Source organism: Paenibacillus sp. FSL H3-0329, from assembly GCF_037963285.1.
Taxonomy (GTDB): domain Bacteria; phylum Bacillota; class Bacilli; order Paenibacillales; family Paenibacillaceae; genus Paenibacillus_AQ; species Paenibacillus_AQ odorifer.
On sequence record NZ_CP150150.1, the window covers coordinates 2,730,058 to 2,754,592 of the forward strand.

General features: G+C 44.2%; 22 protein-coding genes. 12 read left to right on the plus strand and 10 right to left on the minus strand.

Annotation, left to right across the window (positions count from 1 at the left end; translation table 11 throughout):
• Positions 1 to 113 precede the first annotated feature (113 nt).
• Positions 114 to 998 carry a DegV family protein gene (locus NSQ66_RS11775; RefSeq protein WP_076105516.1) on the plus strand — a complete coding sequence of 295 codons (885 nt, stop codon included), beginning with the start codon at positions 114 to 116 and terminating at the stop codon, positions 996 to 998.
• 113 nt (positions 999 to 1,111) lie between these two features.
• Here NSQ66_RS11775 and NSQ66_RS11780 read toward each other — a convergent pair whose 3' ends face one another.
• The 5 genes from NSQ66_RS11780 to NSQ66_RS11800 all read right to left on the minus strand — a co-directional run bounded on the left by NSQ66_RS11780 (position 1,112) and on the right by NSQ66_RS11800 (position 7,048).
• Entirely contained in the window at positions 1,112 to 1,540 is a 429-nt protein-coding gene (locus NSQ66_RS11780; RefSeq protein WP_036685970.1) for a threonine/serine exporter family protein, read from the minus strand.
• Positions 1,541 to 1,568: 28 nt separating this feature from the next.
• A complete protein-coding gene (locus NSQ66_RS11785; RefSeq protein WP_051491428.1) occupies positions 1,569 to 2,333 on the minus strand; it encodes a threonine/serine exporter family protein in 765 nt (254 codons plus the stop codon).
• Between the two features lie 157 nt (positions 2,334 to 2,490).
• Positions 2,491 to 3,753, minus strand: coding sequence for a DNA polymerase IV (locus NSQ66_RS11790; RefSeq protein ID WP_036685972.1), 1,263 nt, complete (start codon positions 3,751 to 3,753; stop codon positions 2,491 to 2,493).
• 81 nt (positions 3,754 to 3,834) lie between these two features.
• Entirely contained in the window at positions 3,835 to 4,437 is a 603-nt protein-coding gene (locus NSQ66_RS11795; protein ID WP_036685975.1) for a YitT family protein, read from the minus strand.
• A gap of 1,744 nt (positions 4,438 to 6,181) precedes the next feature.
• Positions 6,182 to 7,048, minus strand: coding sequence for an AraC family transcriptional regulator (locus NSQ66_RS11800; protein WP_076212733.1), 867 nt, complete (start codon positions 7,046 to 7,048; stop codon positions 6,182 to 6,184).
• Positions 7,049 to 7,210: 162 nt separating this feature from the next.
• Between NSQ66_RS11800 and NSQ66_RS11805 the strand changes: the two genes are divergently transcribed.
• The 4 genes from NSQ66_RS11805 to NSQ66_RS11820 all read left to right on the plus strand — a co-directional run bounded on the left by NSQ66_RS11805 (position 7,211) and on the right by NSQ66_RS11820 (position 10,906).
• Positions 7,211 to 9,178, plus strand: coding sequence for a beta-L-arabinofuranosidase domain-containing protein (locus tag NSQ66_RS11805; protein WP_339279733.1), 1,968 nt, complete (start codon positions 7,211 to 7,213; stop codon positions 9,176 to 9,178).
• 91 nt (positions 9,179 to 9,269) lie between these two features.
• A complete protein-coding gene (locus NSQ66_RS11810; RefSeq protein WP_256721407.1) occupies positions 9,270 to 9,839 on the plus strand; it encodes an HIT family protein in 570 nt (189 codons plus the stop codon).
• Between the two features lie 18 nt (positions 9,840 to 9,857).
• Positions 9,858 to 10,493: a pyridoxamine 5'-phosphate oxidase family protein gene (locus NSQ66_RS11815; protein ID WP_076212728.1), complete on the plus strand. Its 636-nt coding sequence runs from the start codon at positions 9,858 to 9,860 to the stop codon at positions 10,491 to 10,493.
• A gap of 104 nt (positions 10,494 to 10,597) precedes the next feature.
• The gene (locus NSQ66_RS11820) at positions 10,598 to 10,906 is read left to right on the plus strand and encodes a hypothetical protein (protein WP_076130570.1); all 309 of its coding nucleotides are present in this window, start codon (positions 10,598 to 10,600) and stop codon (positions 10,904 to 10,906) included.
• A 96-nt stretch (positions 10,907 to 11,002) separates the two neighbouring features.
• Here the strand turns inward: NSQ66_RS11820 and NSQ66_RS11825 are convergent, their stop codons facing one another.
• On the minus strand, positions 11,003 to 13,438 hold the full coding sequence (locus NSQ66_RS11825) for a glycosyl transferase (protein WP_036685988.1): 2,436 nt from the start codon (positions 13,436 to 13,438) through the stop codon (positions 11,003 to 11,005).
• Positions 13,439 to 13,614: 176 nt separating this feature from the next.
• Entirely contained in the window at positions 13,615 to 14,670 is a 1,056-nt protein-coding gene (locus NSQ66_RS11830) for a LacI family DNA-binding transcriptional regulator (RefSeq protein ID WP_076141732.1), read from the minus strand.
• Between the two features lie 288 nt (positions 14,671 to 14,958).
• Here NSQ66_RS11830 and NSQ66_RS11835 point away from each other — a divergent pair, with 288 nt between their 5' ends.
• Together NSQ66_RS11835 and NSQ66_RS11840 are read left to right on the plus strand one after the other, a co-directional pair.
• On the plus strand, positions 14,959 to 15,981 hold the full coding sequence (locus NSQ66_RS11835; protein ID WP_076141731.1) for an ABC transporter substrate-binding protein: 1,023 nt from the start codon (positions 14,959 to 14,961) through the stop codon (positions 15,979 to 15,981).
• Positions 15,982 to 16,102: 121 nt separating this feature from the next.
• Positions 16,103 to 17,698, plus strand: coding sequence for a helix-turn-helix domain-containing protein (locus NSQ66_RS11840; RefSeq protein ID WP_076141730.1), 1,596 nt, complete (start codon positions 16,103 to 16,105; stop codon positions 17,696 to 17,698).
• 1 nt (position 17,699) lies between these two features.
• Here the strand turns inward: NSQ66_RS11840 and NSQ66_RS11845 are convergent, their stop codons facing one another.
• Positions 17,700 to 17,891, minus strand: coding sequence for a DUF6199 family natural product biosynthesis protein (locus NSQ66_RS11845; RefSeq protein WP_076130567.1), 192 nt, complete (start codon positions 17,889 to 17,891; stop codon positions 17,700 to 17,702).
• A gap of 256 nt (positions 17,892 to 18,147) precedes the next feature.
• Here NSQ66_RS11845 and NSQ66_RS11850 point away from each other — a divergent pair, with 256 nt between their 5' ends.
• Both NSQ66_RS11850 and NSQ66_RS11855 read left to right on the plus strand, forming a co-directional pair.
• On the plus strand, positions 18,148 to 19,044 hold the full coding sequence (locus NSQ66_RS11850; protein ID WP_076141729.1) for an SDR family oxidoreductase: 897 nt from the start codon (positions 18,148 to 18,150) through the stop codon (positions 19,042 to 19,044).
• 257 nt (positions 19,045 to 19,301) lie between these two features.
• Complete coding sequence (locus NSQ66_RS11855) at positions 19,302 to 19,622, plus strand: hypothetical protein (protein WP_143763112.1); 321 nt, start codon at positions 19,302 to 19,304, stop codon at positions 19,620 to 19,622.
• On the opposite strand, the gene NSQ66_RS11860 is transcribed toward NSQ66_RS11855, so the two are convergent.
• Positions 19,612 to 20,301, minus strand: a complete 690-nt coding sequence (locus NSQ66_RS11860) for a DUF1796 family putative cysteine peptidase (protein WP_249267733.1) — start codon at positions 20,299 to 20,301, stop codon at positions 19,612 to 19,614. The two genes, NSQ66_RS11855 and NSQ66_RS11860, sit on opposite strands and share 11 nt — an antisense overlap.
• Positions 20,302 to 20,498: 197 nt before the next feature.
• Between NSQ66_RS11860 and NSQ66_RS11865 the strand changes: the two genes are divergently transcribed.
• From NSQ66_RS11865 to NSQ66_RS11875, 3 genes are all read left to right on the plus strand, one after another.
• Positions 20,499 to 20,660 (plus strand): hypothetical protein, encoded by a 162-nt coding sequence (locus NSQ66_RS11865; protein ID WP_179089471.1) that lies wholly within the window; start codon positions 20,499 to 20,501, stop codon positions 20,658 to 20,660.
• A gap of 129 nt (positions 20,661 to 20,789) precedes the next feature.
• Positions 20,790 to 21,431, plus strand: coding sequence for a phosphoribulokinase (locus tag NSQ66_RS11870; RefSeq protein WP_076141725.1), 642 nt, complete (start codon positions 20,790 to 20,792; stop codon positions 21,429 to 21,431).
• A gap of 12 nt (positions 21,432 to 21,443) precedes the next feature.
• Positions 21,444 to 21,869 carry a GNAT family N-acetyltransferase gene (locus NSQ66_RS11875; protein WP_076141724.1) on the plus strand — a complete coding sequence of 142 codons (426 nt, stop codon included), beginning with the start codon at positions 21,444 to 21,446 and terminating at the stop codon, positions 21,867 to 21,869.
• A gap of 118 nt (positions 21,870 to 21,987) precedes the next feature.
• Here the strand turns inward: NSQ66_RS11875 and NSQ66_RS11880 are convergent, their stop codons facing one another.
• A complete protein-coding gene (locus NSQ66_RS11880) occupies positions 21,988 to 24,531 on the minus strand; it encodes an Ig-like domain-containing protein (protein WP_076141748.1) in 2,544 nt (847 codons plus the stop codon).
• Positions 24,532 to 24,535: the final 4 nt, after the last annotated feature.

The window sequence follows — 24,535 nt, forward strand, 5'->3', positions numbered from 1 at the left end:
ATGTTGATTGTACAGGATGAGAGAGTGATTCATTGGCCGAGAAGGTTTAGTGGCCCTTGTCTCTTCAAACATTCTACTATTCCTTTCATGAAAGAGAGAAGTGACAAGTGACCATGAAATCAATTGCCTGGGTAACCGACAGTACATGTACAATCGATCCTGAGTTCGCCAAGAACAACCATGTGTATATTGTTCCTTTACGTCTGATTATTAACAACGAGTGTTATAAAGAAAATATAGATATTACGATCGATGAGTTCTATGAGAAAATGCGTCAGCATGATCAAGTAGGCAGCTCACAGCCGCCAATCGGTGAGTTTATCGAGTTATACGAACGGTTGAAGGAAGAATATGATGAGATTATTGCTGTGCATCTTTCGACAGGGCTTAGCGGAACATACAATGCTTCCATGCAAGGTGCTGAAATAGCGGAAGCTAATGTTATTGGAATTGATTCCAAGGTTGGCGCTTATCCGATTCGGGAAATGATCACGCGAGGTATTCATTGGCACAAGATGGGCTTTACTGCCCTAGAAATTAAAGAAAAGATAGAGAATATCATTCAAAATATGTCCTTCTACTTAATTCCTGCAAGCTTGTCCCAGCTTCACCGTAGTGGGCGTGTTTCTGGTACACAAGTAGTGCTTAGTCAATTATTGCGGATAAATTTGCTGCTGCGTTTTGACGAGGGTAAGGTCATTGTTGTGGAAAAAATCCGTACGATGAAGAAGACGAAGCAGGCGCTGTTAGATATCTTTAAACAGGATGCTGGACTTGTTAGCGATGTGTGCATCATGCATTCCAATAATTTAGAAATGGCGCTGAAGCTAGAAGAAGACATCAAAGAGATGGCACCTGATTTACGTACGGAGATTATGACTTACATTCCTGCCGTGGCTGTTCATGCGGGTGAGGGTACCGTAGGACTTTCTTGGATTAAAAATAACCGGATCAATAGTATTGATTCGGAGGTCGAACCTGTAGCAGTACTTGTGTAGATAGGACAGTAAACAAAGAAATCGCTTCTTGGAAGAGGGACGGATGATCCTCATTATACCAAGAGACGATTTCTTTTTTTTGAATCTATGAGATGACGTTGGTTGTATGAAGATTATGCTTTGCTTGCACGCCGGCGGAACATTTGTCCGATAACTTCACTCAGTACAAGTCCAGCTGCAATTGCGCCAGAGAGCATTAATGCCCGAACAGCGATTTCTACAGCCAGATTATAGTTTTCTTCCACAAATCTGCGCATAGCATCGTAAGCAAGGCCACCCGGAACAAGTGGGATAATGCCGCCTACACTAAAAATAATAACCGGCATTTTGAAGGATCGTGCAAATAACTGGCTGACGATGCCCACCACTACAGTAGCCGCAAACGTAGCAACAACAGGCCCACACTCTACATCAAGGATTACATACACCATCCAGCCTACCATTCCAGCAAAACCACACTGCAGTAGAGCGCGCTTAGGCGCATTAAATAAAATACAGAAGGTTGCCGCGGCGATAAAACTGGTTATAAGTTGCAAAATCATGAAGGGCTAACCTCTTTCACATGGAGAATTAAAATAGTGATAGTACAAGCCCAATGCCTGTACCGATCGCAAAAGCAGTTAGAAAGGCATCGGCTCCTTTGGATATGCCTGAGACCAGATGACCGGCCATCAGATCACGAACGGCATTTGTAATGAGTAGACCGGGTACTAGAGGCATCACGGAGCCGATGATGATTTTGTCCATTTCTTGACCTATACCCAGCTTTACAGAATAGAAGGCTAGAAGTCCGATCAGGAAGGAAGCAGAGAACTCTGCAAAAAATCTAGTCTGCACAAGACGATGCAGGTAGATAACCGCAGCATAACCTAACCCGGAAATCGGCAATGCGGGGAGAGCATCCCACAAGCTGCCTTTAAACATAACGGTGAAGCAAGCGCCGGTAAGTGCCGCAGCTATGATTTGCAGCCATACCGGATACGCATGTGCGGCATCATCGACCTCTCCTAATCGTGTCCGAGCTTCCTCGGCTGTAATCTGACGCTCGTTCAGACGCCGCGAGATATCATTAACCTCCGAGACTTTCTGCAGATCTGTGGTTCGCTCGGCAATCCGATATAACTTAACGGGCTCCGTTCTATTGGTGGTGAACATAATAACGGTTGGCGTCACATAACTGTGTGCCCCTGGAAAACCGAGAGAAGCAGCCATACGTGTCATTGTATCTTCTACTCTGTAGGTTTCTGCACCGTTTTGCAGCATGATCTTGCCAGCAAGAAGACAGAGATCAACGATTTCATAATAGGTAGTGTTAGTGTTGCTCGTGCTTTCCAACTTCTCCGGTCCTCCCCTGGAATGTTACATATCTATGTGTATATACTTATGATTGTCGCTTCATTGTGTGAAAATAACAACCTCAATATAGCATTATAAACGATATGGGATATATTTTAATATAGTTTAAGAAATAAAATGTATAAAGATGCACTGTTTATTTATAGTGCCCGCCAATTTTTCCGGATCTGTCCTTAAGTTGTCCGGCATCTGTGAACGATGCGGCGCGTCCAATGATCGATTCTCCGTATTTATTCTTCAGCGCATCAGTGGCCCGTTCGAGCTCGCGGTAGCGGGGGCGCGACTCAAATAAGGTTAGCTGATATTGGCTTTCGTCAGACAGATTGGACAGGCTTAGATGAATTCGGCGCACAGGCTGACCTTCCCAATGCTGTTTGAAAAGAGCGAGGGCGGCCTCGTATACCAGCTGGGTTGCATTCGTAGGATCGCTCATCGTAGTCTGTCTCGAGAAGCCGCTGGGGTCATCAAAGCTGGCGCCTTGGCAGCCAACAGACACGACTGCACCATGCACCTTCAGTTTGCGGCTGCGCCTGCACACCAGCTCTGAGAGCTCCAGAATGATGGTCTTGATCTCTTGCAGTGTATAGTAATCCCGTGGCAGTGTCATTTGGTGCCCGACGCTCTTGGGTGCTACTTCATAGGTAGCGGGACTTACAGGGCTATCGTCGATGCCATTGGCAATTCGCCAATATAGCTCGGCATCGATATCGCATTTTTTATGGAATTTCTCCCGCATGCGCCATTTCAGCTCGCTTAGCGGCATCTGTGCCAAATGGCCTATCGTTGTGAGGCCCATGCTTTGGAAGTGCGCGGACATGCGGCGGCCTACCATAAACAACTCACTAATGGGCAGCGGCCAAAGTACATCTGGAAGCTCTTCCTGAGTGAGAGTAAATAGACCTTCCGGGTTCTTCTTGGCCCACAGGTCGCAAGCCATTTTGGCGGTAACCTTGGAATAACCTATACCGATACGTGCGCGCACACCTGTATTTCTGCGGATTAAGTCCTGAATGGTCGCAGCGATCTGTCTTGGGCTTCCGAATAAGCTGAGGCTGCCGGTGATATCAATAAACTGCTCATCGATGGAATAAGGTTCTACGAGGTCACTGAATTTGCGTAGAATGTCCGTGATTTGGGAGGAAACATCGATATATTGCTGCATATGTGGTCTGACGACGATTACTTCGGGGCATTTCGCGAGTGCTTCCTTCAAGGTCTCGGCGGTAGTAATGCCAAAAGATTTGGCTAACGGACAAGCGGCAAGCACAATCCCGCTTCGTCTAGCCGGATCTCCGGCGACAATAAGCGGTTTGTTGCTATATTGCGGATTAGAGGCCTTCTCCACGGAGGCGTAAAAGCTCTGACAATCGGATAACAAAATAACACGCTCTTTATTCATAGATTCACACTCTCCAGGTGAGGTAGAGATACGGTAGATGATTTTCTTATTATTATAATACGAACATATGATCGTGTATATTCATATTTTTTTCCATTTCTCTTCAGTCTCCAAGGTGCAGAGACCTGTGGCCACACCCCCAGCGATAATCGTGAGGATGGAGTGGAAGAAGGTTTCTTTGGAAATCAGGAGTCCCCCCGCGCCGATAATTATGAAATCCGTCAAAAAAATGATGAGTCCAAGATTAAGCGGGAGATACCTTTTGATATATTGAGCCAGCAGATCCGTTCCGCCTGTACTGGCTTTGAACCGCAGCATAAGCCCAAGACCCGTTCCCATTAAAAAACCGCCAATAATGGCGCTGGAAATGGAGCCGAACTCAAAATAATACAGAAAGTGGTACTGCAAAGGACCGAGAAGCTCAATGAGAAACGATGAGGTCAATAAGCCTAATATACTGTTGAAAAAGATATCGCGTTCCTTCAGCCAGGCTAACAGGAATATCGGAAAGCTGCAGAGAAGGACAGCTATACCGATTTTGGCATCGGATAAATAATTGATGATGAGGGCTATTCCTATTATTCCCCCATCTAGGATTTTATATGGGACTAGAAAAAAATTAGTTGCTGCTGCAATAAGCAAACTTCCGATCAGGATGATCGCGTATCTTAATAATGACTGCATATTTAACATCTCCACATTAAAGGCATGTCTTATAAATATGCTTGTCACTTCCAAAAAATTGCAGTGAAGCAAAAAAACTGATTTCGGGCCTAATCATGCGGACCCAGCAGACCCTATTAGGCAGATATAAGGCATTTTTTCGAGCTAACGGACCCAGTTGCAGCTATTCCCACAAATGTGGTCCGATTGCGAGCAAATTATGAGCAATAAGAGCTATACAGTCCGAAACTGCCGCAAAATGGACGGAAAATCACAAATAGGTGCAATACGGTCCGATACGATCAAGATCGAGCAAAGGTAGCTGATTTCGAGACGTAGACAGCTAGGTTATGCAACAGGTAACAAATTCTGCGCACGGAGTAGCTAGATTAAGCCATAGGTAGCTAATTCCGCACGGTGTAGATAGGTTGAGCTATAGGTAGATAATTCCGCACAGTGTAGATAGGTTAAGCCATAGGTAACTAATTCCGCACGGTGTAGATAGGTTGAGCCATAGGTAGCTAATTCCGCACGGAGTAGATAGGTTGAGCTATAGGTAGCTAATTCCGCACGGTGTAGATAGGTTGAGCCCTAGACAGCTAGTTTAAGCACTGGGCAGCACGTTTAGGAGCAAATTTGGCAGGCGGCGTTCTTTTCAGCAACTGTTCGGACTCAGTTGCTCTTATTTCCATGATTCCGCTCATTTTGTCACACTATCGGACTCGGTTGCAGCTATTCGCTCAAATGCGCTCCTTCTCTGCGCAAATCAAGGGCAATAAGAACTATACAGTCCGAAACTGCCGCAAAATGGGCCGAAAATCACAAATAGGTGCAATAGGGTCCGATAGGATCAAGATCGAGCAAAAGGTAGCTGATTTCGAGATGTAGACAGCTAGGTTGTGCAACAGGTAACAAATTCTGCGCACGGAGTAGCTAGATTAAGCCATAGGTAGCTAATTCCGCACACGGTATAGATAGGTCGAGCTATAGGTAGCTAATTCCGCACAGTGTAGATAGGTTGAGCCCTAGACAGCTAGTTTAAACAATGGGTAGCACGTTTAGGATCAAATGAGGCAGGCAGTGTTCTTTTTAGCAACTGTTCGGACTCAGTTGCCCTTATTTCCATGATTCCGCTCGTTTTGTCACACTATCGGACTCAGTTGCAGCTATTCCTACAAATGTGGTCCAATTGCGGGCAAATTATGGGCAATAAGAGCTATACAGTCCGAAACTTCCGCAAAATGGACGGAAAATCACAAATAGGTGCAATCCGGTCCGCAACGGGGAGTGCTATGAATGGATGATTAAGCAGACGCGTCTCCGGGGGATACAGAGAGTAGTGTGATGGCTATACGGTGAGTTACTTGCTGATAAGCTTTGGAGGGTCGAGCCGCATAATCAGCGTTGACCTATGGTAAGTATGAGTGCGCCACGCCTAGGAAGGTAAACTGGTAAAATTATTGCAAGAAGCAAGAAGCAAGAAGCAAGAAGCAAGAAGCAAGAAGCAAGAAGTAAGAAGTAAGAGCAGCAGAAGGATTTAGGACGGATCACGGGTACACAATAAATGTGCCAATCGGAGTACTGCTCCATCACAATAGTTACCTAAGTTTCTCCGAGCTAGAGGAGCATCTCGCGTCCAATTAATCCAAAGCTGATCACGTAAGCCAGCAGCACAGAAGAAAGCCAGCCTCCCACAAGAAAGCTACAGCATCGCATTAACAACGAAAACAGCACGCCTCCATTATGAGACGTGCTGTTTTTGCTGTTATCGGGAATACCGCTTGCGGAAGCGAAGCGGAGAGATTCCGATCTGCTGAGTAAAGCGACGCGAGAAGTAGGCGGTGCTCTCGAAACCGATACGTTCTGCGATCGCAGCTATAGGCATCTCTGTCTTAAGCAGAAGCAGCTTGGCCTGTTCCAAACGGTAATCCGTTAAATACTCCATCGGAGTCAGTCCATATACGCGTTTCATGCAGCGGGCAAGGTAGTTATAATGAAAATGCAGCGCATCCGCCAGAGAGGCATTGGAGAGAGGCTCCGCATAATGATTGCGGATATAAGTCTCCGTCTTCTCGGCAATCTCTACCGCATGACTTTCTGAAGTATCATGCTGCGCTAGATCCATCATCCGCAGCATTTCTTCAAAAATCCTTTGCTGCTCCCAAACTGCACTGGAACGTCTTCCAGTGGACAGCTGTAAAAGCTTCTCAGCTTGTCCACTCCGTTTAAAGGGATCAGGAAGGGGACCAAACTGCGGGATGCGAATGGTATATGGATGAGTAAGAAACTGCCGGAAATGTGTCTCTCGGTTGATATACACGGGCTCGCCATCAGAACTTGACCAATCTGCGAGGGTATGAAAATGAATCCAGATAAACGAAGTCAGCTCCTCGCAACACTTAACGGAATAATGATAGCGGTCAGGCAGCAGAAGCAGCGTATGCCCAGCCGCAACCTCCCATTGATTATGCTCTTCACCGATAAATAGGCAACCTTGCTCTACAATAATCAGATCAAATAAGCCGATATGGCTTCTATTTGGATGCTGCTCTCCGGGTTGATAAACAGTGTGATTGCATTCCAGAAAATATGGAAAAGGCGGCGCTGCGAAATGTACATAGGAAGGACTCACTGTGTTCTACCTCTCTTTTTATCGTAGTCCGAGCTCAAATAGTCCTTGAAAATAGGAGTGTGAAATAGTACAAAAAAGGGGTTGCTTCTGATTATATTTTTTATCTATTGTACGCTCTATAATTGTAATTAGCGAGTATAAAATAAGGCTAAGGGGAAGATGATGATGAATAAAACGATCCAGGATCAGCAAGTTGTAAAAGATCAATCCGTTAGCATTAAAGATGATTTCTGGGGAAGTTATATAAAGCTGGTTCAGGATGTTGTAATCCCATATCAATATGAGGCATTGCACGACAAAGCAGCGGGAGCTGAGCCCAGTCATGCCATTGCTAACTTTGAGATTGCTGCGGGCCGGAAGACCGGTGAATTTTACGGCTGGGTATTTCAAGACAGTGATGTAGCCAAGTGGCTGGAGGCCGTAGGTTATTCCTTAAGCATCAAACGTGACCCTGAGCTGGAGCGTCAAGCGGATGAAGTGATTGACCTCGTTGGAGAAGCGCAGCAGGAAGACGGGTACTTAAATACTTATTTTACGATAAAAGAACCCGGCAAACGCTGGACTAATCTGAACGATTGCCACGAGCTGTACTGTGCTGGGCATTTCATTGAGGCAGCCGTTTCTTATTACGAGGCTACAGGCAAAAGAAAACTGCTCAACATCATGTGCCGAATGGTTGATCATATCGATTCTGTGTTTGGTCCGGAAGAAGGCAAAATGCGGGGATATGATGGCCATCAGGAGATTGAGCTTGCGCTCGTGAAGCTGTATCGGCTCACAGGTGAGGAGCGGTATTTGAAGCTCAGCAGCTTTTTTATTAATGAGCGAGGTCAACAGCCGAATTTCCTAAAGCAACAATGGGATAATCTGGGGAGTATCAATTTTTTTACAGGTCAGAAGGAGAATTTAGATTTAAAATATTACCAAAGTCATCTTCCGGTAAGAGAACAGGAAGTGGCTGTAGGACACGCTGTGCGTGCGGTTTATATGTATACTGCTATGGCTGATCTAGCCGCACTTACGGGAGATGACACCCTTCGCGAAGCATGCGAGAGACTGTGGAATAACATCACTACTAAGCAAATGTACATTACTGGCGGGATCGGATCTACGCATCGGGGTGAGGCTTTCACCTTCGATTATGATCTGCCTAACGATTCGGTGTACGCAGAGACTTGTGCATCTATTGGGTTGATCTTTTTTGCACAGCGGATGCTGAGAATATCGCCGGATGCACGTTATGCCGACGTGATGGAGCGGGCGCTTTATAACAATGTGTTGGGTTCAATGGCACAGGATGGTAAGCACTATTTTTATGTGAATCCACTGGAAGTATGGCCTAAGGCATGCAGCTGCAATCCAGATAAACATCATGTGAAGTCCGAGCGCCAAGGCTGGTTTGGCTGCGCTTGCTGTCCTCCGAATGTGGCGCGTCTGCTGACTTCGCTTAATCAATATATCTATACGATCCATGGTGATACGCTCTATACGAATTTATATATTGGGAGTGAGCTGACAACAAAGCTGGGTGGAACAGATGTTGCGATTCAGCAAGAGAGTAACTATCCATGGGAAGGTACAGTCTCGTTGAAGATTAATCCTGCAGCGGAAGCAGAGTTTGGGATTGCCTTGCGGATTCCATCTTGGAGCCAAGGAATGGAGATCAGAGTCAACGGTGAAGCAATGAATACTGCTGAGAACATCGAGCAGGGATACCTCGTTATCCGGAGACTGTGGAGAGCAGGAGATGTAATCGAAGTGCATGACCCTATGGAGGCACATCGTATCTACGCACATCCAAGTTTGCGTGCTGATGCTCAAAAAGTAACGATTCAGCGTGGACCTCTTGTGTATTGTCTTGAAAGTATCGATAATGGTGAGCCGTTAAGCTCGATTTCTTTAAAAGAAGGCAGTGAACTTACTGCGGCTTTTGATGAGACGTTGCTCGGCGGCGCTGTTGTTGTCGAGGCAGAGGGGCTACGTGTAGATAAAGAGGGCTGGAGTGGTGAGCTTTACAGCAGAGTCAAGGCACCAGTTCAAACCGTAAAAGTTAAGGCGGTTCCGTATTACTTATGGGGAAATCGTGGCAGTGGTGAAATGAAGGTATGGATTCCGGAAGCCAGCGTTTAAGTTATAGGTAGACATAGATCTCGGGAATGGCTGTAGTTTATCAACATTTACCGATGAGGACAGCTGTAATTTACAGTCTGTCCTTTTCTTTTTGCAAAAAGGAGAACACACGCGAAATGGCGAAATTAGAAGAAACATAGAAATATTCTTAAATCCTATAACAGTGGAGGCGGGCTATATTTATAATCATGCTCCAGAGGGTTATACTTGTCCCTTTTGTTTGTTGGTTTCGGGCATTGAAAATGAAGATGTGCATTCTAAGCAAGCGGATATTATTTATAAAGATCATTACATAACGGCTTTTATTGCTTCTCATTGGTATCCGAATAATGAAGGGCATGTTTTAATCATCCCTAATCAGCATATCGAGAATATTTACACATTGGAGGTTGAGATCTCAAACCGGATACATGAGCTGGAAATTGAAATTGCTAAAGGTCTTAAAGAAGTTTATAAATGTGATGGCGTTTCTTCTAGACAACATAATGAGCCGGATGGCAGCCAAGATGTATGGCATTATCATTTACATGTGTTTCCAAGATATCATGGGGATAATCTGTATGGTACTTTTGGGAAGTTATCGGATGAATCAACAAGAAAAAATTTCGCCCAATTATTAAGCGGATATTTGAGCAAAAATAAGAACATTGGGGCTTATTAAGTTGAGAGAGGGAGAAGTATGAAGTCAAACTTTTTCGAAAAAGTTATAGAGTCAGAAGAAGAGCTAAGGTCTTTATTTGGGTACCCAAGCGAATTGGTTAACAACAAAACCATAACTGTTATAGATCATCATTGCCGTGATTATATCTCAAAATCCCCAATGCTTTTTATGGCTACAAGCGGTTCGTCCGGTGCTTGTGATGTCTCTCCGCGCGGGGACGCAGAAGGTTTTGTTCACGTGTTGGATGATAAACATTTAGTGATCCCTGAACGCCCTGGGAATAGACGGTTTGATTCTTTGCGGAATATACTTGAGAACCCAAAAGTCGGTTTGATATTCATCATCCCCGGACTTGAAGAAACATTAAGAATAAATGGGCACGCGAGTATAGTTAAGGATGAAGATATATTGAAACCTATGGAAGCGCATGGTAAAGTCCCGATCATTGGAATTGGCGTGGAAGTAGAAGAATGTTATATGCATTGTGCAAAAGCCTTTAAGCGGTCACATTTGTGGGATGACGATCATTGGCTTGCGAAAGAAGTCTTGCCTAATCCATCAAAAATACTGGCGCAGCATGCCCGTAAACTTGGAGTTACTCCAGAGGATATCTCAAAATCACTAAAAGAAAGCTATGAAAAACGGCTATATTAACATTTTCGACTTAGAAATGGAATGGGATTTGCCCTTCATTGTATGCTATATTTGATCTGGATAAGGCAACTGATCATTTTACAGATAATAATGGAGGCATCACAATGAGTAAACGTTATCGGATGACAAGAGCAATGCAGAATGCTGGAGATTCAGCAACAACCCTATCTTTAGAAGAGTGTAAGCAATATTTCGCATCCAAACCTGATTTCACCTATACATCAGTTTTTACAGTAACAGGTGCCACTACCATGTCCATTGAGGGAGATTTCTTTATGTGGAGCTATGGTGATACAACTATCCCATTTAGACATTATCAGGGCGATATTTATGTTTCTGGCGCCAATGAAGCCGTGATTCCTAGAATGCTTGAGGTTGCGAGTGATTTAAGAGCAGATATTGTGGAAGGGTAAAAAAAAGATGCCCCCTGAATCCTTCAGGGGGCATCTACTGTTAATTTTAGATCCGCTCAACCGTTCGTTTGAACGATTGAGCGGATTTTTTTTGTATTAACCCAGTTCTACAACTACTTGGTGTACAGCGCCGTCTCCAACAGGAGTGATGATGTTACCTTCTACAGCTGCGCCATCCAAGGTAAGACTAGCTACACCTTTGGATACATGATTCGGGTTCTTGATTTGAATCACATAAGTATCTCCACGGAAGACACGGGTGATTTCAAAGCTGTCCCACTCTGTAGGAATACAAGGATCGATCTTCAGACCATTGAAGTCCGCTTGAATACCAAGGATAGATTGTGTAATCGCTACATAGTTCCAAGCCGCAGTACCAGTTAACCAGGAGTTTTTAGCTTCCCCGTGGCGAACGGCATCTTTACCTGCGATCATTTGCGAGTATACATAAGGTTCAGTACGGTGAATTTCGCTGATGTCCTCCAAGTAAGCAGGAGCAATTTTAGCGTAAATTTCAAACGCTCTGTCACCATGTCCAAGTACAGTTTCAGCGATCATGATCCAAGGGTTATTGTGGCAGAAAATACCAGCATTTTCTTTGTAGCCCGGAGGGTACGTAGAAATTTCACCCAGGTTCAGATAGTACTTGGAATATGGTGGCTGTTGCAATACGATACCGTATTTAGTATCCAAATGCTCTTGCACGGAAGTCAGAGCTTTTTCAGCTTGACCATCTTCCACACCGATACCGGCCATAACACAGATACCTTGTGGTTCGATGAAGATTTTACCTTCTTCGTTTTCTTTGGAACCGATCTTGTCGCCATAGTGGTCATAAGCGCGCAGGAACCAGTCACCATCGAAACCGTGAGTCAGTGTGATTTCACGCATATTGTCAATCTTAGCTTCTGCATCCGTAGCTACATCATTAAGTCCGCGCATCCGGCAGATTTCTGCATAGTCCGGTCCAACGAAGACGAACAGACCCGCGATAAATACGGATTCCGCTACGCGGCCTTCGATGTTGGCAGTAGTTTGGAAAGATTCGCCCGGCTCTGTAGAGAAGCAGTTCAGGTTCAAGCAGTCATTCCAGTCTGCACGACCAATCAGCGGCAAGCCGTGAGGTCCGAGATTGTTAGTTACATGCTCGAAGGAGCGTTTCAAGTGCTCAAACAGAGTAGCTGTGTTATCCGGATTGCTGTCAAAAGGAACCTGCTCATCAAGAATCGATGTGTCGCCAGTTTCTTTGATGTAAGCAGCTGTGCCGAGGATCAACCAAAGTGGGTCATCATTAAAGCCGGTACCGACTTCATTGTTACCTTTTTTGGTAAGCGGCTGGTATTGGTGATAGGCACTGCCGTCTTCAAATTGTGTAGCGGCGATATCGAGAATACGTTCTTTAGCACGTTCAGGAATTTGGTGTACAAATCCGAGCAAGTCTTGGTTAGAATCGCGGAAGCCCATACCACGGCCAATACCGGATTCAAAGTAAGAAGCGGAACGGGACATGTTGAAGGTAACCATACATTGATATGGATTCCAGATGTTAACCATACGGTTCAACTTGTCGTCGCCACTTTGGATTTGATATTTGGACAACAGGTTATCCCAGTGTGCAGCCAGTGCAGCCAAAGCGGCGTCCACTTGAGCGTCTGTAGCAAATTGCTCGATCATAGCCTCTGCTGGTTTTTTGTTGATTACGTTCAGAGATTCCCATTTGTCTTCTTCTGGGTTTTCAATGTAACCAAGGACAAAGATGAAGCTTTGCTCTTCGCCCGGCTCCAGAGTAATGTTCAGGGCGTGCGATCCGATAGGGGACCAGCCGCTCGCTACCGAGTTAGTTGGTTCACCTGCAGCAACAGCTTGCGGGCTTTCCAGACCATTGTACATCCCTACGAAAGCTTCGCGGTCAGTATCAAAGCCGGCGATTTCTTTGTTAACAGAGTAGAAAGCGTAGTGGTTTCTGCGCTCACGGTATTCTGTTTTGTGATAGATAACAGAACCCTTCACTTCAACCTCACCAGTGCTGAGATTGCGTTGGAAGTTAGTCATATCATCTTGTGCATTCCAAAGACAGAACTCTGCAAAAGAGAACAGTTTAACGGATTTCTTCGCGGAACCCGTGTTTTTCACTACAAGACGATGTACTTCAGCGTTATGACCCATAGGTACAAAAGCAAGCTGGTTTACAGAGATACCGTTGCGTTCACCAGTAATGGAGGTGTAGCCAAGACCGTGACGGCATTCGTAGAAGTCCAGATCACGTTTTACTGGCATCCAGCCTGGAGTCCAGAAATCACCATCATCATAAAGATAGTAGTAACGGCCGCCAGCATCCATTGGGATATTGTTGTAACGGTAACGGGTCAATCTTCTGAGACGAGCGTCTCTATAGAAGGTATAGCCACCAGCAGTATTAGAAATAAGTCCGAAAAATTGTTCATTACCAAGGTAGTTAATCCAAGGGTAAGGTGTTTTTGGTGTGTTAATTACATACTCTTTACGAGTGTCGTCAAAGGTACCGAATTTCATGTGAGAAAGTCTCCTTTCGATTGTGAACGCGCGTTTATAAGTTTCAGGAAAAATTCCCTCGAGGGAAGGGATTCTTTCCGTTGTTTCTAAAAGATAGTATTAGGCAGTGATTTCGAGAACCGATGATAGCAGCTTCACAGAAAAATATGTATTCTTCAGTGAAGGATGAATCTGTGCTACTTCTTCGGCGGTTGACAGGAATCTCTCTCCACTAAACGAGCTGGAAAGCTGATCGTGCTGAAAGTCGGCTGCTGCGAATCACACAGCTCGATTACTTTTTCCACTGCAGCCTTGGACATTTCATAAATCGGCAAGCGTACAGAGGTCAGCTTAGGCTGAATACGGGATGCCAGCTGAATGTCATCGAAACCCGCAATGGAGATATCCTCAGGGACAATGATTCCATGTTCGGAGAACGCTTCCATCGCTGAAATAGCCATGTCATCGTTGGAAGAGAAAAAGGCAGTCGGCAAAGGTTCACCAGAAGCAAGCAGCTTCTTGACCTCTTCATAAGCCGTCTCTTTCAGAAAATCACCCTTTAGGATAAACTTCTCATTCAGAGGCAGACCATGTTTTTTCAGCGTGTCCTCATAGGCCGTGTAGCGTTCTCGACCAGAGTACGTATTCATTTGCCCACAGATAATGCCGATCTCTTGATGGCCTAAGGAGATTAAATGTTCAATCACTTCTGTGGTGCCCTCGTAATCTTTGGAATTCACAATGGCCAAATGATTGCGGTCAAGATGCTCCGACATAATCTCTGAGATATCATAATCAATCAGTACTAGCGGAGAATCGAGTCCCACCATTTCGCGGACGATATTAATATCCTTCTGAGTGCCGACAATTATACCACCGTCAATCCGTTTTTGCAGAAAAGCTTGTTTTACCTTCAGGAAATCGTCCGGAGAGTATACCGTATGAATCAGAACGTAACATCCGCGGGCATTCGACGTGTCGACTACGGCATCGACGAATGGTGCAAAGTAATTGTTCTGATAAATTCGGGTAGTGTTCTCTTTCTCGTTCATACTGATGGCGAACAATCCGATGGTATCGGTTTTCTTACCGGCCAGAGCCCGTGCAAAGCTGTTCGGTTCGTACTGATGTTGCTCAATCACCCGCAGCACTTTGGCCCGGGTTTCTTCAGGAACATTGGAATAGTTGTTGATCACGCGGGATACCGTACTACGGGAAACCCCGGCCAACTTAGCAATATCTTCGCTGCGCATGTTTCCCCTCTTTTCATAAACGCGCGTTTATGAGTTTATTGTAAGCGAAAGCATCGTATAAATCAATCGTAAAAAAAGAAATTTTGCGATCAAGTTAATAAAGGATGACATATTTTTAATAGAAGAAGAATCCTACCGAATAATGATAGAGCAGAGCAACTAGAAATAGTTTGTATAAGTTTTTTGCGGAGAAAGTGCATTGAAAGCTATGAAAGTCATGCTACTATTGTGATAAAGGTTATTGAGAATGATAATCAATGACAATAAAGCATAGGAGTGAAGGGATCAATGGCAAGATGGGGTCAGAAGTTTTTATGGGCAGCGGTACTTATAATGGCAATAACTGCGCTGGCAGCATGCGGAACGAATAACAATACTGCGAAAGAAAACGTTGCTAAGACACAGAATGCAGAGGAATCTACCTCAGCGAGCACTAGCGCACCAACTGAAGGAAATGGAAATGCCGCAGAAGAGGGTGCAACTCGGACGATTGCCGGGGAATTCGGGGATGTTGAAATTCCAATTAAACCGCAACGGGTAGCCGGGATCTATGTTGAAGATTATTTGAAGGCATTGGGCATTACCCCGGTGGTGCAGTGGTATCATCCAAGCTGGGGCAAACAGGATTATTTAAATCTTGATGTACCAGAATTTGATATTACCGGTAGTATGGAAGTGTTGCTGGAAAAAGACCCTGACTTGATTATTGTGGATGGAGGTGCGGATGCGGCGAAATATGAACAATATTCCAAGATAGCACCAACCTATCGTCTACCTGAGGCGGTGTTGCAAGACTCAAGACAAGTGCTTACGGCTATTGCAGATGCCCTCGGTATTCCGGAGAAGGCGGAATCTGTCCTTGCAGCGTACGATCAGAAAGTGGCAGAGGGGAAAGCTAAGCTGCAACAGGCCCTAGGTCAGGAAAAAGTAGCAGTGATCCGGCTCAACGTAGCGGATAAAACCTTTGCTCTATTCGGTGTTGAAAACCGTTTCACCGGTGTAATTTATTCTCAATTTGGCCTGACACCTGTGCCTATGGCGGCAGAAATGACCGAATATCAATCTATTATCTCCGAAGAGCTTATCCCTCAGCTCGAAGCGGATCATATCATTGTGTTCCCTGACAACGGGGGCTGGGATACTGAAGGGAATCAGGAAGCGACTCAAATCCTTGATGGCCCGTTGTGGAAGAGCCTGCCGGCGGTGAAGAACGGGAATGTTTATAGAATGGAACGTTCCCACTGGCAGACTGGTGCCATCACAGCCAATTCGATGAAGCTTGATGACTTGCTGAAAGCTATGGTGAAATAAAACGGCAGCCGTCGTAAGGAATAGCATAAAGAAGGTCTATCAGCATAGTTGATAGACCTTCTTTTTTATTCTAAACTATAGTAAAGTGAATGAAAATGGTTCTCAATTGGAGGGCGCTAGAATGGCAGAAGATTTACAAGACAGCAATAAAAAGAGGCTATTCTATAGCTTGATTAACATAGAAGCCCAATCCTTATCGGTGAACGGACAGACCTTAGTGTTTCAAAATCATACCCTGATCATTGTATCGGAAGGACAGGGATGGTTAGAAGCCGAGGAGAAGCGTTTTCCTCTGGAAAAAGGTGTCGGGTTCTTGTTCGAACCTGGGCTAATAAGCAAAATTAATGCAGAGGAGCGAGGACTTAGCTTTTATAGGCTTACGTTTGAAGTCATCGAAACGGGGGGAAGCAGGCAGAGTGGAATGGAAAAGGGGACTAAAGAAGGAATACTCCAGTCCGGTCCGCTAAGCTGCAGACCTTTTTCACAATGTGCATTACTGCTGGAGGCTATCTATCATAGTCGCAGAAGTACGGAAGAGATTGAATGGTTCGCAGGCCATACCCGCTTTCAAGAGTTACTGCTGCTGATCATGCGGGCAAATTCCTCTGTCATCCAGATGAAAGGAGCCCATGAGGCGGTACAGCGTTCCATCCGCTATATGCAGGAACACTACAATCACGCCATAACCGTCGATCAATTAGCTGAAGTGGCAGGCATTACACGTGCACGCTACACACAGATTTTTAAAGAAGTGACAGGGCGGATTCCCTTAGAGCATTTGAACGGACTTCGTATTGAAAGGGCGCAGCAGCAGTTGCTGCTTACGAATGACCGTATGCATGACATCGCGTTATCTGTAGGGTATAGCAATGAGTATTATTTTAACCGGCGTTTCAAAAGATCGGTGGGCGTTACGCCCGGCCAATACAGAAGCTTCCATCAGGAAGGGCTGCGGGTGTTCGCTCCTTTTCTGGAAGACTACCTGTTGGCTCTGGATATTACACCGGTGGCGCAATATTCTCACGCTCAGTGGGGGAAGCAAGAGTATCTGTCCCTCCTCGATGTGCCTGCGGTTGATATTTCGACTGGCGATTGGCAGGAGCTCTCCCAGTACATGCCCGAACTGATCCTGCTGGATGATGGCTTTCAGCGTTGGCACCTGGATGAGTGCAGCCAAATTGCTCCGTTGTTCAAGCTGCCTTTTCATCAAGAGGATTGGCGGGCCACGTTATTTTCCGCAGCAGCCGTCTTTGGCAGAACGGATCGTGTCCAGGAAGTGATCGGCAATTATGAGCATCGGGCGCAGCAAGCTAGACGAGTGCTAAACCGTTCTGTCCAAGGGCAGACTGTAGCATGCCTAAGAATATCTTCCTACGGAATCAATCTCTATGGATGCGGGCAATTGGGGTATACAGGTAGCGTACTCCATGATGATTTAGGTTTGCAGCCCCATGCCTTGGTTCCGAAGTTGACTCGTGGACAGAAGCGGGTGAGCCTAACAAGAGAAGAGCTTGCGAGCCTCACTGCAGATCATTTGTTCATTACCTTTGATCGACAGGAAGGAGAAGGACGGGAGCTGTTGGATACACCGCTTTGGCGCAATCTGCCCGCTGTTCGTAATCGTTGTGTATATGAGGTGGATTTTATGGCCTGGATGAATTATGGGGTATTGTCGCATCAGCGCAAGATTGAAGATGTGTTAAGAGCGTTAGGGTAAGTCAGAAACTAGTCCAGATAAAAAAGAGGATAATAAGTGCCACTATACTGCTGATGCGAGTCATTAATAAATAGGCATCACTGGGTTCTACATCACCTTTCATCATCCAGCCATAGCGCATGTACCATCCCAAATGAGGAAAGAAGATATTAAGCAATGCTAATAGTACAAAGAGGAATATAAAAAAGCCCATGATTTATCACTCCTTTATCTAATGTATACGCCAGACTATACGGAGCGTTCCCTAACTAACAAGTGAGCTTCCATATATTTATTTTTAGGCGGGGGATACCCTAGCCACCTTGACAGGTGGTTGGGGTATTTTTGCGGCACTATTCAAGGCTATGTTATTGAAGGTGAATGTTTAGAGGCGTGCTTGTTGTGTTTACATAACAAAGAGTTCGGAAAATATAAAAATGTATTTCTAAAAATAAAGGAGGAATTGATCGATGTCTAACCAATATACGATGCAAGATCCTACCACTCAGTACACTAAGGCTGGACCGGAATTTCAGCAGCAACAAGAGGAGCCGGGTCTGCAGAAGAAAATGAATCCAGTACCTGATACAGGAGAAGATACCTATAAAGGAACTGGGCGTCTGACCGGACGTAAAGCGTTAGTTACGGGAGCCGACAGCGGTATAGGCCGTGCTGTTGCTATTGCTTTTGCTCGTGAGGGGGCAGATATTGTTCTATCTTATATGCCCGAGGAAGAGGAAGATGCAAAGCAGGTGGTCAAGCTAGTGCAGGAAGCGGGTCGTACTGCAATCGCCATTCCAGGCGATCTGAAGGATGAGACATACTGCGAACAACTCGTCGATACTGCGGTTAAAGAGCTAGGTGGAATTGATATTTTAGCCAATATCGCGGGCAAACAGCAATTCGTTCCAGACATCGCTGATCTCACTACGAAGCATTTTGACGACACATTTAAGACGAACGTGTATGCTATGTTCTGGCTGTGCAAAGCTGCGGTGAAGCATATGCAACCGGGCAGCACCATTATTAACACTTCTTCTATTCAAGCTTATAATCCCTCACCGATCCTTTTGGACTACGCGACCACCAAGGCTGCTATTAATACATTCAGTAAGTCTCTCGCTCAGCAAGTAGCTGATAAGGGGATTCGCGTCAATGTAGTAGCACCTGGTCCCGTATGGACACCTCTTCAAGTTGTGGGTGGGCAACCGGAGGAAGTGCTGAAGGAGTTCGGGTCGAGCACACCACTAGGTCGTCCGGGACAGCCTGCGGAGATGGCTCCGGCATATGTATTCCTGGCTAGCCAGGAATCTAGCTATATCAGTGGCGAAACACTGAATGCGAACGGCGGAACTCCAACTCCATAAACCGCTCAGCGGAATGTTGATATTGTAAATACGGCGAAGCATCCAAAAGTACCCTGCTAATTTTAGCTGTGGGGTGCTTTTGTTTTTATATATAGAAAGGAGTATTATAGAATTCGAGACTTTTTCTCCCATTATTTTCATGGAATATGATCTATACTGATCAAGATTGTCGAATACATAGTTTTCCTACGATTACCCAAGAAATAATTTGAACGGCTCTAAGTTATAGGGGAGACCCAGAAAGAATTAGGAGATGTATGATGCGAAAAAAGAAACTAGCGATCCTCACCATTTGCTGTGTCTTATTCATGGCGTGTTTTCAATCGGGATCTGTCCTTGCGGATAATGGAAACGGAACAGTAGTAGATAGTGGAACCAAGGAAAGGCTGATGGAGAAGTATGATCTTGTAGAGCCTGAACCCGCAAATCCAGCAGCGCATGGGAGTCAATACGATTTTGGAATTAGTAACCCTATTTCTTTATTGGTCAGCATCAGTAGGCTGTATTTGTATCCATATGTTTTTGCAGCAGAGGAAATAATTAATCATATGATCGATCAAAGCGAAATTAGTTATTAGTTACGTGTATGTCTTTCAAAATATAATCCCAGCTATCATAATCGTTCATATCCTCAGGGACTTCTAACACACAAATATTATTTATGTTCCAATTTAATTCTTGTACCGAGGTTGATTCACGAACGGGAATAAGAATAAGAATAATAAATTCGTTCGGTTTTAATAAATCAGACAAAATTGACTGTAGCTCTACAGCCTGTTCATATGAGGCAAACCATCTAATGAATAAAGTTTTTTTACTGTGGATTAACTTGTCCCAAAATCTATTAATTCGTAATTCCAGCTTCGCTTTATACGAAGGATAGGTTATAGACCAGTGTTTACCTTGGTGGATTGGAAAATCATGAACTGAGATAATGTTATATAAAGTATCCTGAATAAAATAGGATTTCACTAGTGCATTTTTATTCCCATTAGGATAGACTGGTAATCCATCCTCCAGAAAAAAATGTGTTTCATCAAGAATTTGCAGATTTATTAATTCCATGAAATTTTGAAATCTATTCTTATAAAGTCTATTTACATCAGCCAATGAATAAGAAACCATCCAGTCGAGCGGCATGGAGAATTTCCTTAAGCTATTTCTTTGCAGATTTATAGCAGGAGCACAAGACATCCCTAAGCTTACTATTAAATCATAGCTTTTTTTCACAGCTTGTAATTTCATGGACTCACCCATTTTCAATCAGATTCAGTTTCTAATAAATTATATACACCATTTTCTAGGATTGATTGGACTTTAAGTGCAATGAGATACACAGGAAAAAGAGAGCAGCAATTTTCACTGCCCCCTAAACCTATTAGTTACGTTGTAACAAAATATATCCGCTAATGCTTGAAGTTTTTTTACGAAAGACCACTTTAAAACCAACATCGTTGTCTAATAAGCAAGCCAAAGCGGTGTTAAGCAATCCGTTGGGTCTCAAGCTAGGTCTGCACGGCACGGCATTTCCAATAACACGGACGGCAATAATCCTACGTGCTGATCCAGCAACCAAAGGATTTCTGCTCCAACTGATCAATACTAAATCTGGCTGACGAGTAGCCATGGAAGATCTACCCCTTTCTATTAAGTTTCTTTATATAAAATGCACCATTGATTTTAATGTGCTAAACCATAGCGGAGTAAGGAATACATAGGATCGAGTAGGGAGAGGGGCTAATAATATGGACAAGGTGTTACATAAGATAGCTAATTTGATTAGCGGTGAGGCTAATAGATTCATCATTGGGATTTCGGGTCATGGTGCATCTGGAAAAACAACGTTTGCTCATAATCTTTTAAAGCTTTTGCAGCAGGATGATGTGAATTATATTAATACAGACCCCTATATTGTTGAATCTAGTCTTAGAAAATACACTTCTATCGACTATGAATATAAGAATGTACATTATCACGATAAAGTGACAGCTTGTCATCCTGCTGCTCATCATATATTTGCTTTAGAGAGAGACATTCATATGTTGAGGGATGGGTTGGATTTTTACACAATTGGCACGGACTATACAAAAAGTATGTTCATATCTTCACAAAAGAAGGTAAATATTGTAGAAGGCATGAGTGTTGCCTTTACTGATCCGAATTTGTATGATCTGAAAATCTACTTATACACGGATGGAGAAACTGAGTTGATAAGAAGGAGTACACGTGATGTTTCTGAAAGAGGAACAGATATTAATTATTTAAGAAAATCCCATGAACAGCGCAGGATGCAATATGAGTTGTTTATGCATTCTTATCATCATAAATTTGATATCGTTTTAAAAAATTCCAATGAAGAGTATGTTCTTGAAAAGGGAACATTGTAGAGGGGGAAGAGAATGCTTCCAAATGTTAGGCTAGCAACGATATGTGACGCGGATGTTTTGTCTAGGTTAAATCTTGAGTTCAATGGTGGAGTAAAACGTCCTGTGCCGGAGATCATCAAGTGTTTGAACAGCAATAATGAATTGGTGGCCGTGGCTACTTTAAGGGATGAAGTGGTTGGTTTTGGCTGTGCTCAAAGTTTGAAATCATTTTGTTATAATGAAGCATATGGTGAAATTACTGAAATGTATGTAAAAGAGTCAGCTCGTAGGAATGGTGTTGCTACTGCAATAATTTCTTTTCTGGAAAGTCAGCTTTATTCTCGTGGAGTCAAAACAGTTAAGATTTTAACAGGAGAAGATAATCGTGTAGCCATTAAAGCGTATGAATTGAGCGGGTATGTTAAGGATGATGAAGTAATGTTAAAGAAAAAACTTTAAAGCCATAGTGAACAGTGAATCAGGCAATTTATTGTGCTGGTCCAATTGGATAGCAATAAAAGGACGGAAGCCGCTTTACTGGCTTCCGTTTTTTTGGAACTGTGTAGAAGAACAGACACTATTTATTTATCGCTGAGTCACCTATTGGAGTGAATGTATTCTCCACAGTAAGGTTAGAGAACTTAGCATAGTTCAGTTGCTCAATCTTATTGGCGACATCATTGCTGTCAACGGCGAATCCGACATATACCGAACCATCCATAACAATAGTTCGCTCGCCAATTAGCTTCCAGTCTTTTCCGTCCGTTGATCCGTAAGCATAGAAAACCTCTCCCTTACGGCCAAGCTTGAGCCAATACCCTTGCTCCACACCATTAATTTTAAATGGAATATCTGAAAGAAGTTGAATGCCAGCTTTTTCAGCAGCAGATACGCTGTCTAAAGTTTCAGTTAATTCATCAAATCCTCCGCCCTTAATGTTTCTGCCCGTCAGATAAGATGACCAGCTGGTCTCTTTGGACAACTTCACATAGGAGATACCAAGGGCCGCCGCGGCACTGTCTTTATTCAAGTCATCGCGGATCATTAGCCCGGTGAAGGCATGGTTGTCAACGGCCCCGATTTCTTCGAGCTTCGCGGTAAATTCCATATCTCCGTTCATTTCTTTATACACGAAGTGGAAGTCATCTTTGGTTGCATTGTTTGCTTCGGATCGTTCTGTGCCACCTTCACTTTTTCCAAGCTTTCCGTTGCCTTTAACGGTAAGCACATCATTTGTCATACTTCCGGAACCCTTAATGTTCGGATCACCGATATCTGCTGTAGTCCAACCCTTTCCAGCCAGGGAAGAGGTAGCAGCATTGATATGGATGTTAGTGGCTGTGGTCTGCGTCTCATTTCCTTGGGTATCGGTCACTCTTGCAGAAATATAGTATGAAGCATCCGTTAAATTCTTGAGGGTATATGTGTATGTGTTGCCTTTTTTGACTGCTTCCCCAAGATATTTAGAACCATTATATACAGCAACTTTTTTTATTTTGTTTCCGGATCTAGGGGAAGCATTGATTTTAACTTCGACCTCTTTCCCGGTAACAAATTGTGCATTGTTTTCTGGCGCTAAAAGCTTAGCATCAGGGTTTTCGGCGACGTGTTTCATATCAACTAGGCCGTTAATATAAAGCTCAAGCCAGGTGTAACCATTTTTAGTAACCGTTTTGTATGCATCCTTGCTGCCCCAGATTTTATTTTTCTTTTCCCACTTGTCGTCTATTCCGTTTTTATTAGTGTCAAATTGCTTATCATATTGTGCCTCAATGACGCCAAAGTCTGAAATGTAACCCCCGACTTCATGTTCAGTGTTGATATATCTTCCCGAGTTCTGCTCGACTTCTGCCACAATTCTTGCATCGATAGCATCGCGACGTGGATAGGTAGCGCCCGCTTGTTGCAGAATGCTTTTTAATAGTGATTCATTCGCTTGCTTTACGCCGGACTTAACATAATTATCAAATGCTTTATTGGTAATACCATGGTTAACTCCAGTACTGTCCGCGGAAAGATATGGTGTGGCTGCAAGGGTCGTCTTTTGCTCACCACTCTGTACGCCAGAAAATTTCACATAATCTGAAGAATCATTCAGTAAGCCTGTGAGCTTACCGTTAATTCTGTTTCCAGCAATATAGAAACCGCCCAGCTTGGTAGCTTCACCGGCATCAATCACTCGGTTAGTTACATTATCTCTTGTACCTGGGCCGGCAATTTCGATATTGTTCATAAAGTTAGTAAAAGTAAACCCTCCGCCATAAGTGCCGTTAAAGCCCCAATTGTAAATTACATTGTTCGAGAACTGAACAACCGCCACATGATCAGCATCTGCAGCACCTGCGTAACCGCCGCCTAGTCTTGGATTTCGCGAGGTATGGTTCGCATACAGATTGTGATGGAATGTTGTTTTGTCTCCGCCTGAAATACCGCCGTAGCCATGTCTTCCTTTGGAATGCCCGGATAGAGTCAGACTTTCGGAAATAATGGACCACTGGATCGTGCCATTTTCGCCTCTATATAAAGATAGAGTTTCATCTGTGTTCCAACTGAAGGAACAATGGTCAATGAGGAAGTAGTTGTTGTCTCTCCCCCAAAGCGCATCCATTGAATCACTGCCATTATACACATTAGTGGCACCCGGACGGAAAGCGGTGTACCGAATAATGATATTCTCTGAATTGCTGATATTGGTATCCCAACCTGCAATGGTAATTCCGTTGCCTGGAGCGGTTTGCCCAGCGATGGTCAGGTTTTTAATATTATTGAGACTTAACGTGCTCTTCAGTTCAATCGTTCCGGAAACATGAAAAACAATGGTACGACCCTCTTTAGGCGTAGATAAAATTCCATAGCGAAGGGACCCTGCAATCGGTTTGTCTTTTACAGCGTAATCTTCAAGGGTAGTTACGATGTATACATCGCCCCCTCGACCACCGCTTGTATAGGCGCCGCCACCTTCCGCGCCAGGAAAAGCAAGAATAGAGGCACCCGCAAAACTTTTGTCTCCGTCTGCCTGCCCTGAAGCTGCAAGTGTGTGACCTCCTAAAAATGAAAACGCTACCGAAAAACTCAATAAGACACCTATAACCTTACCTGATTTTTTACTCTTCCATTTCATCTTT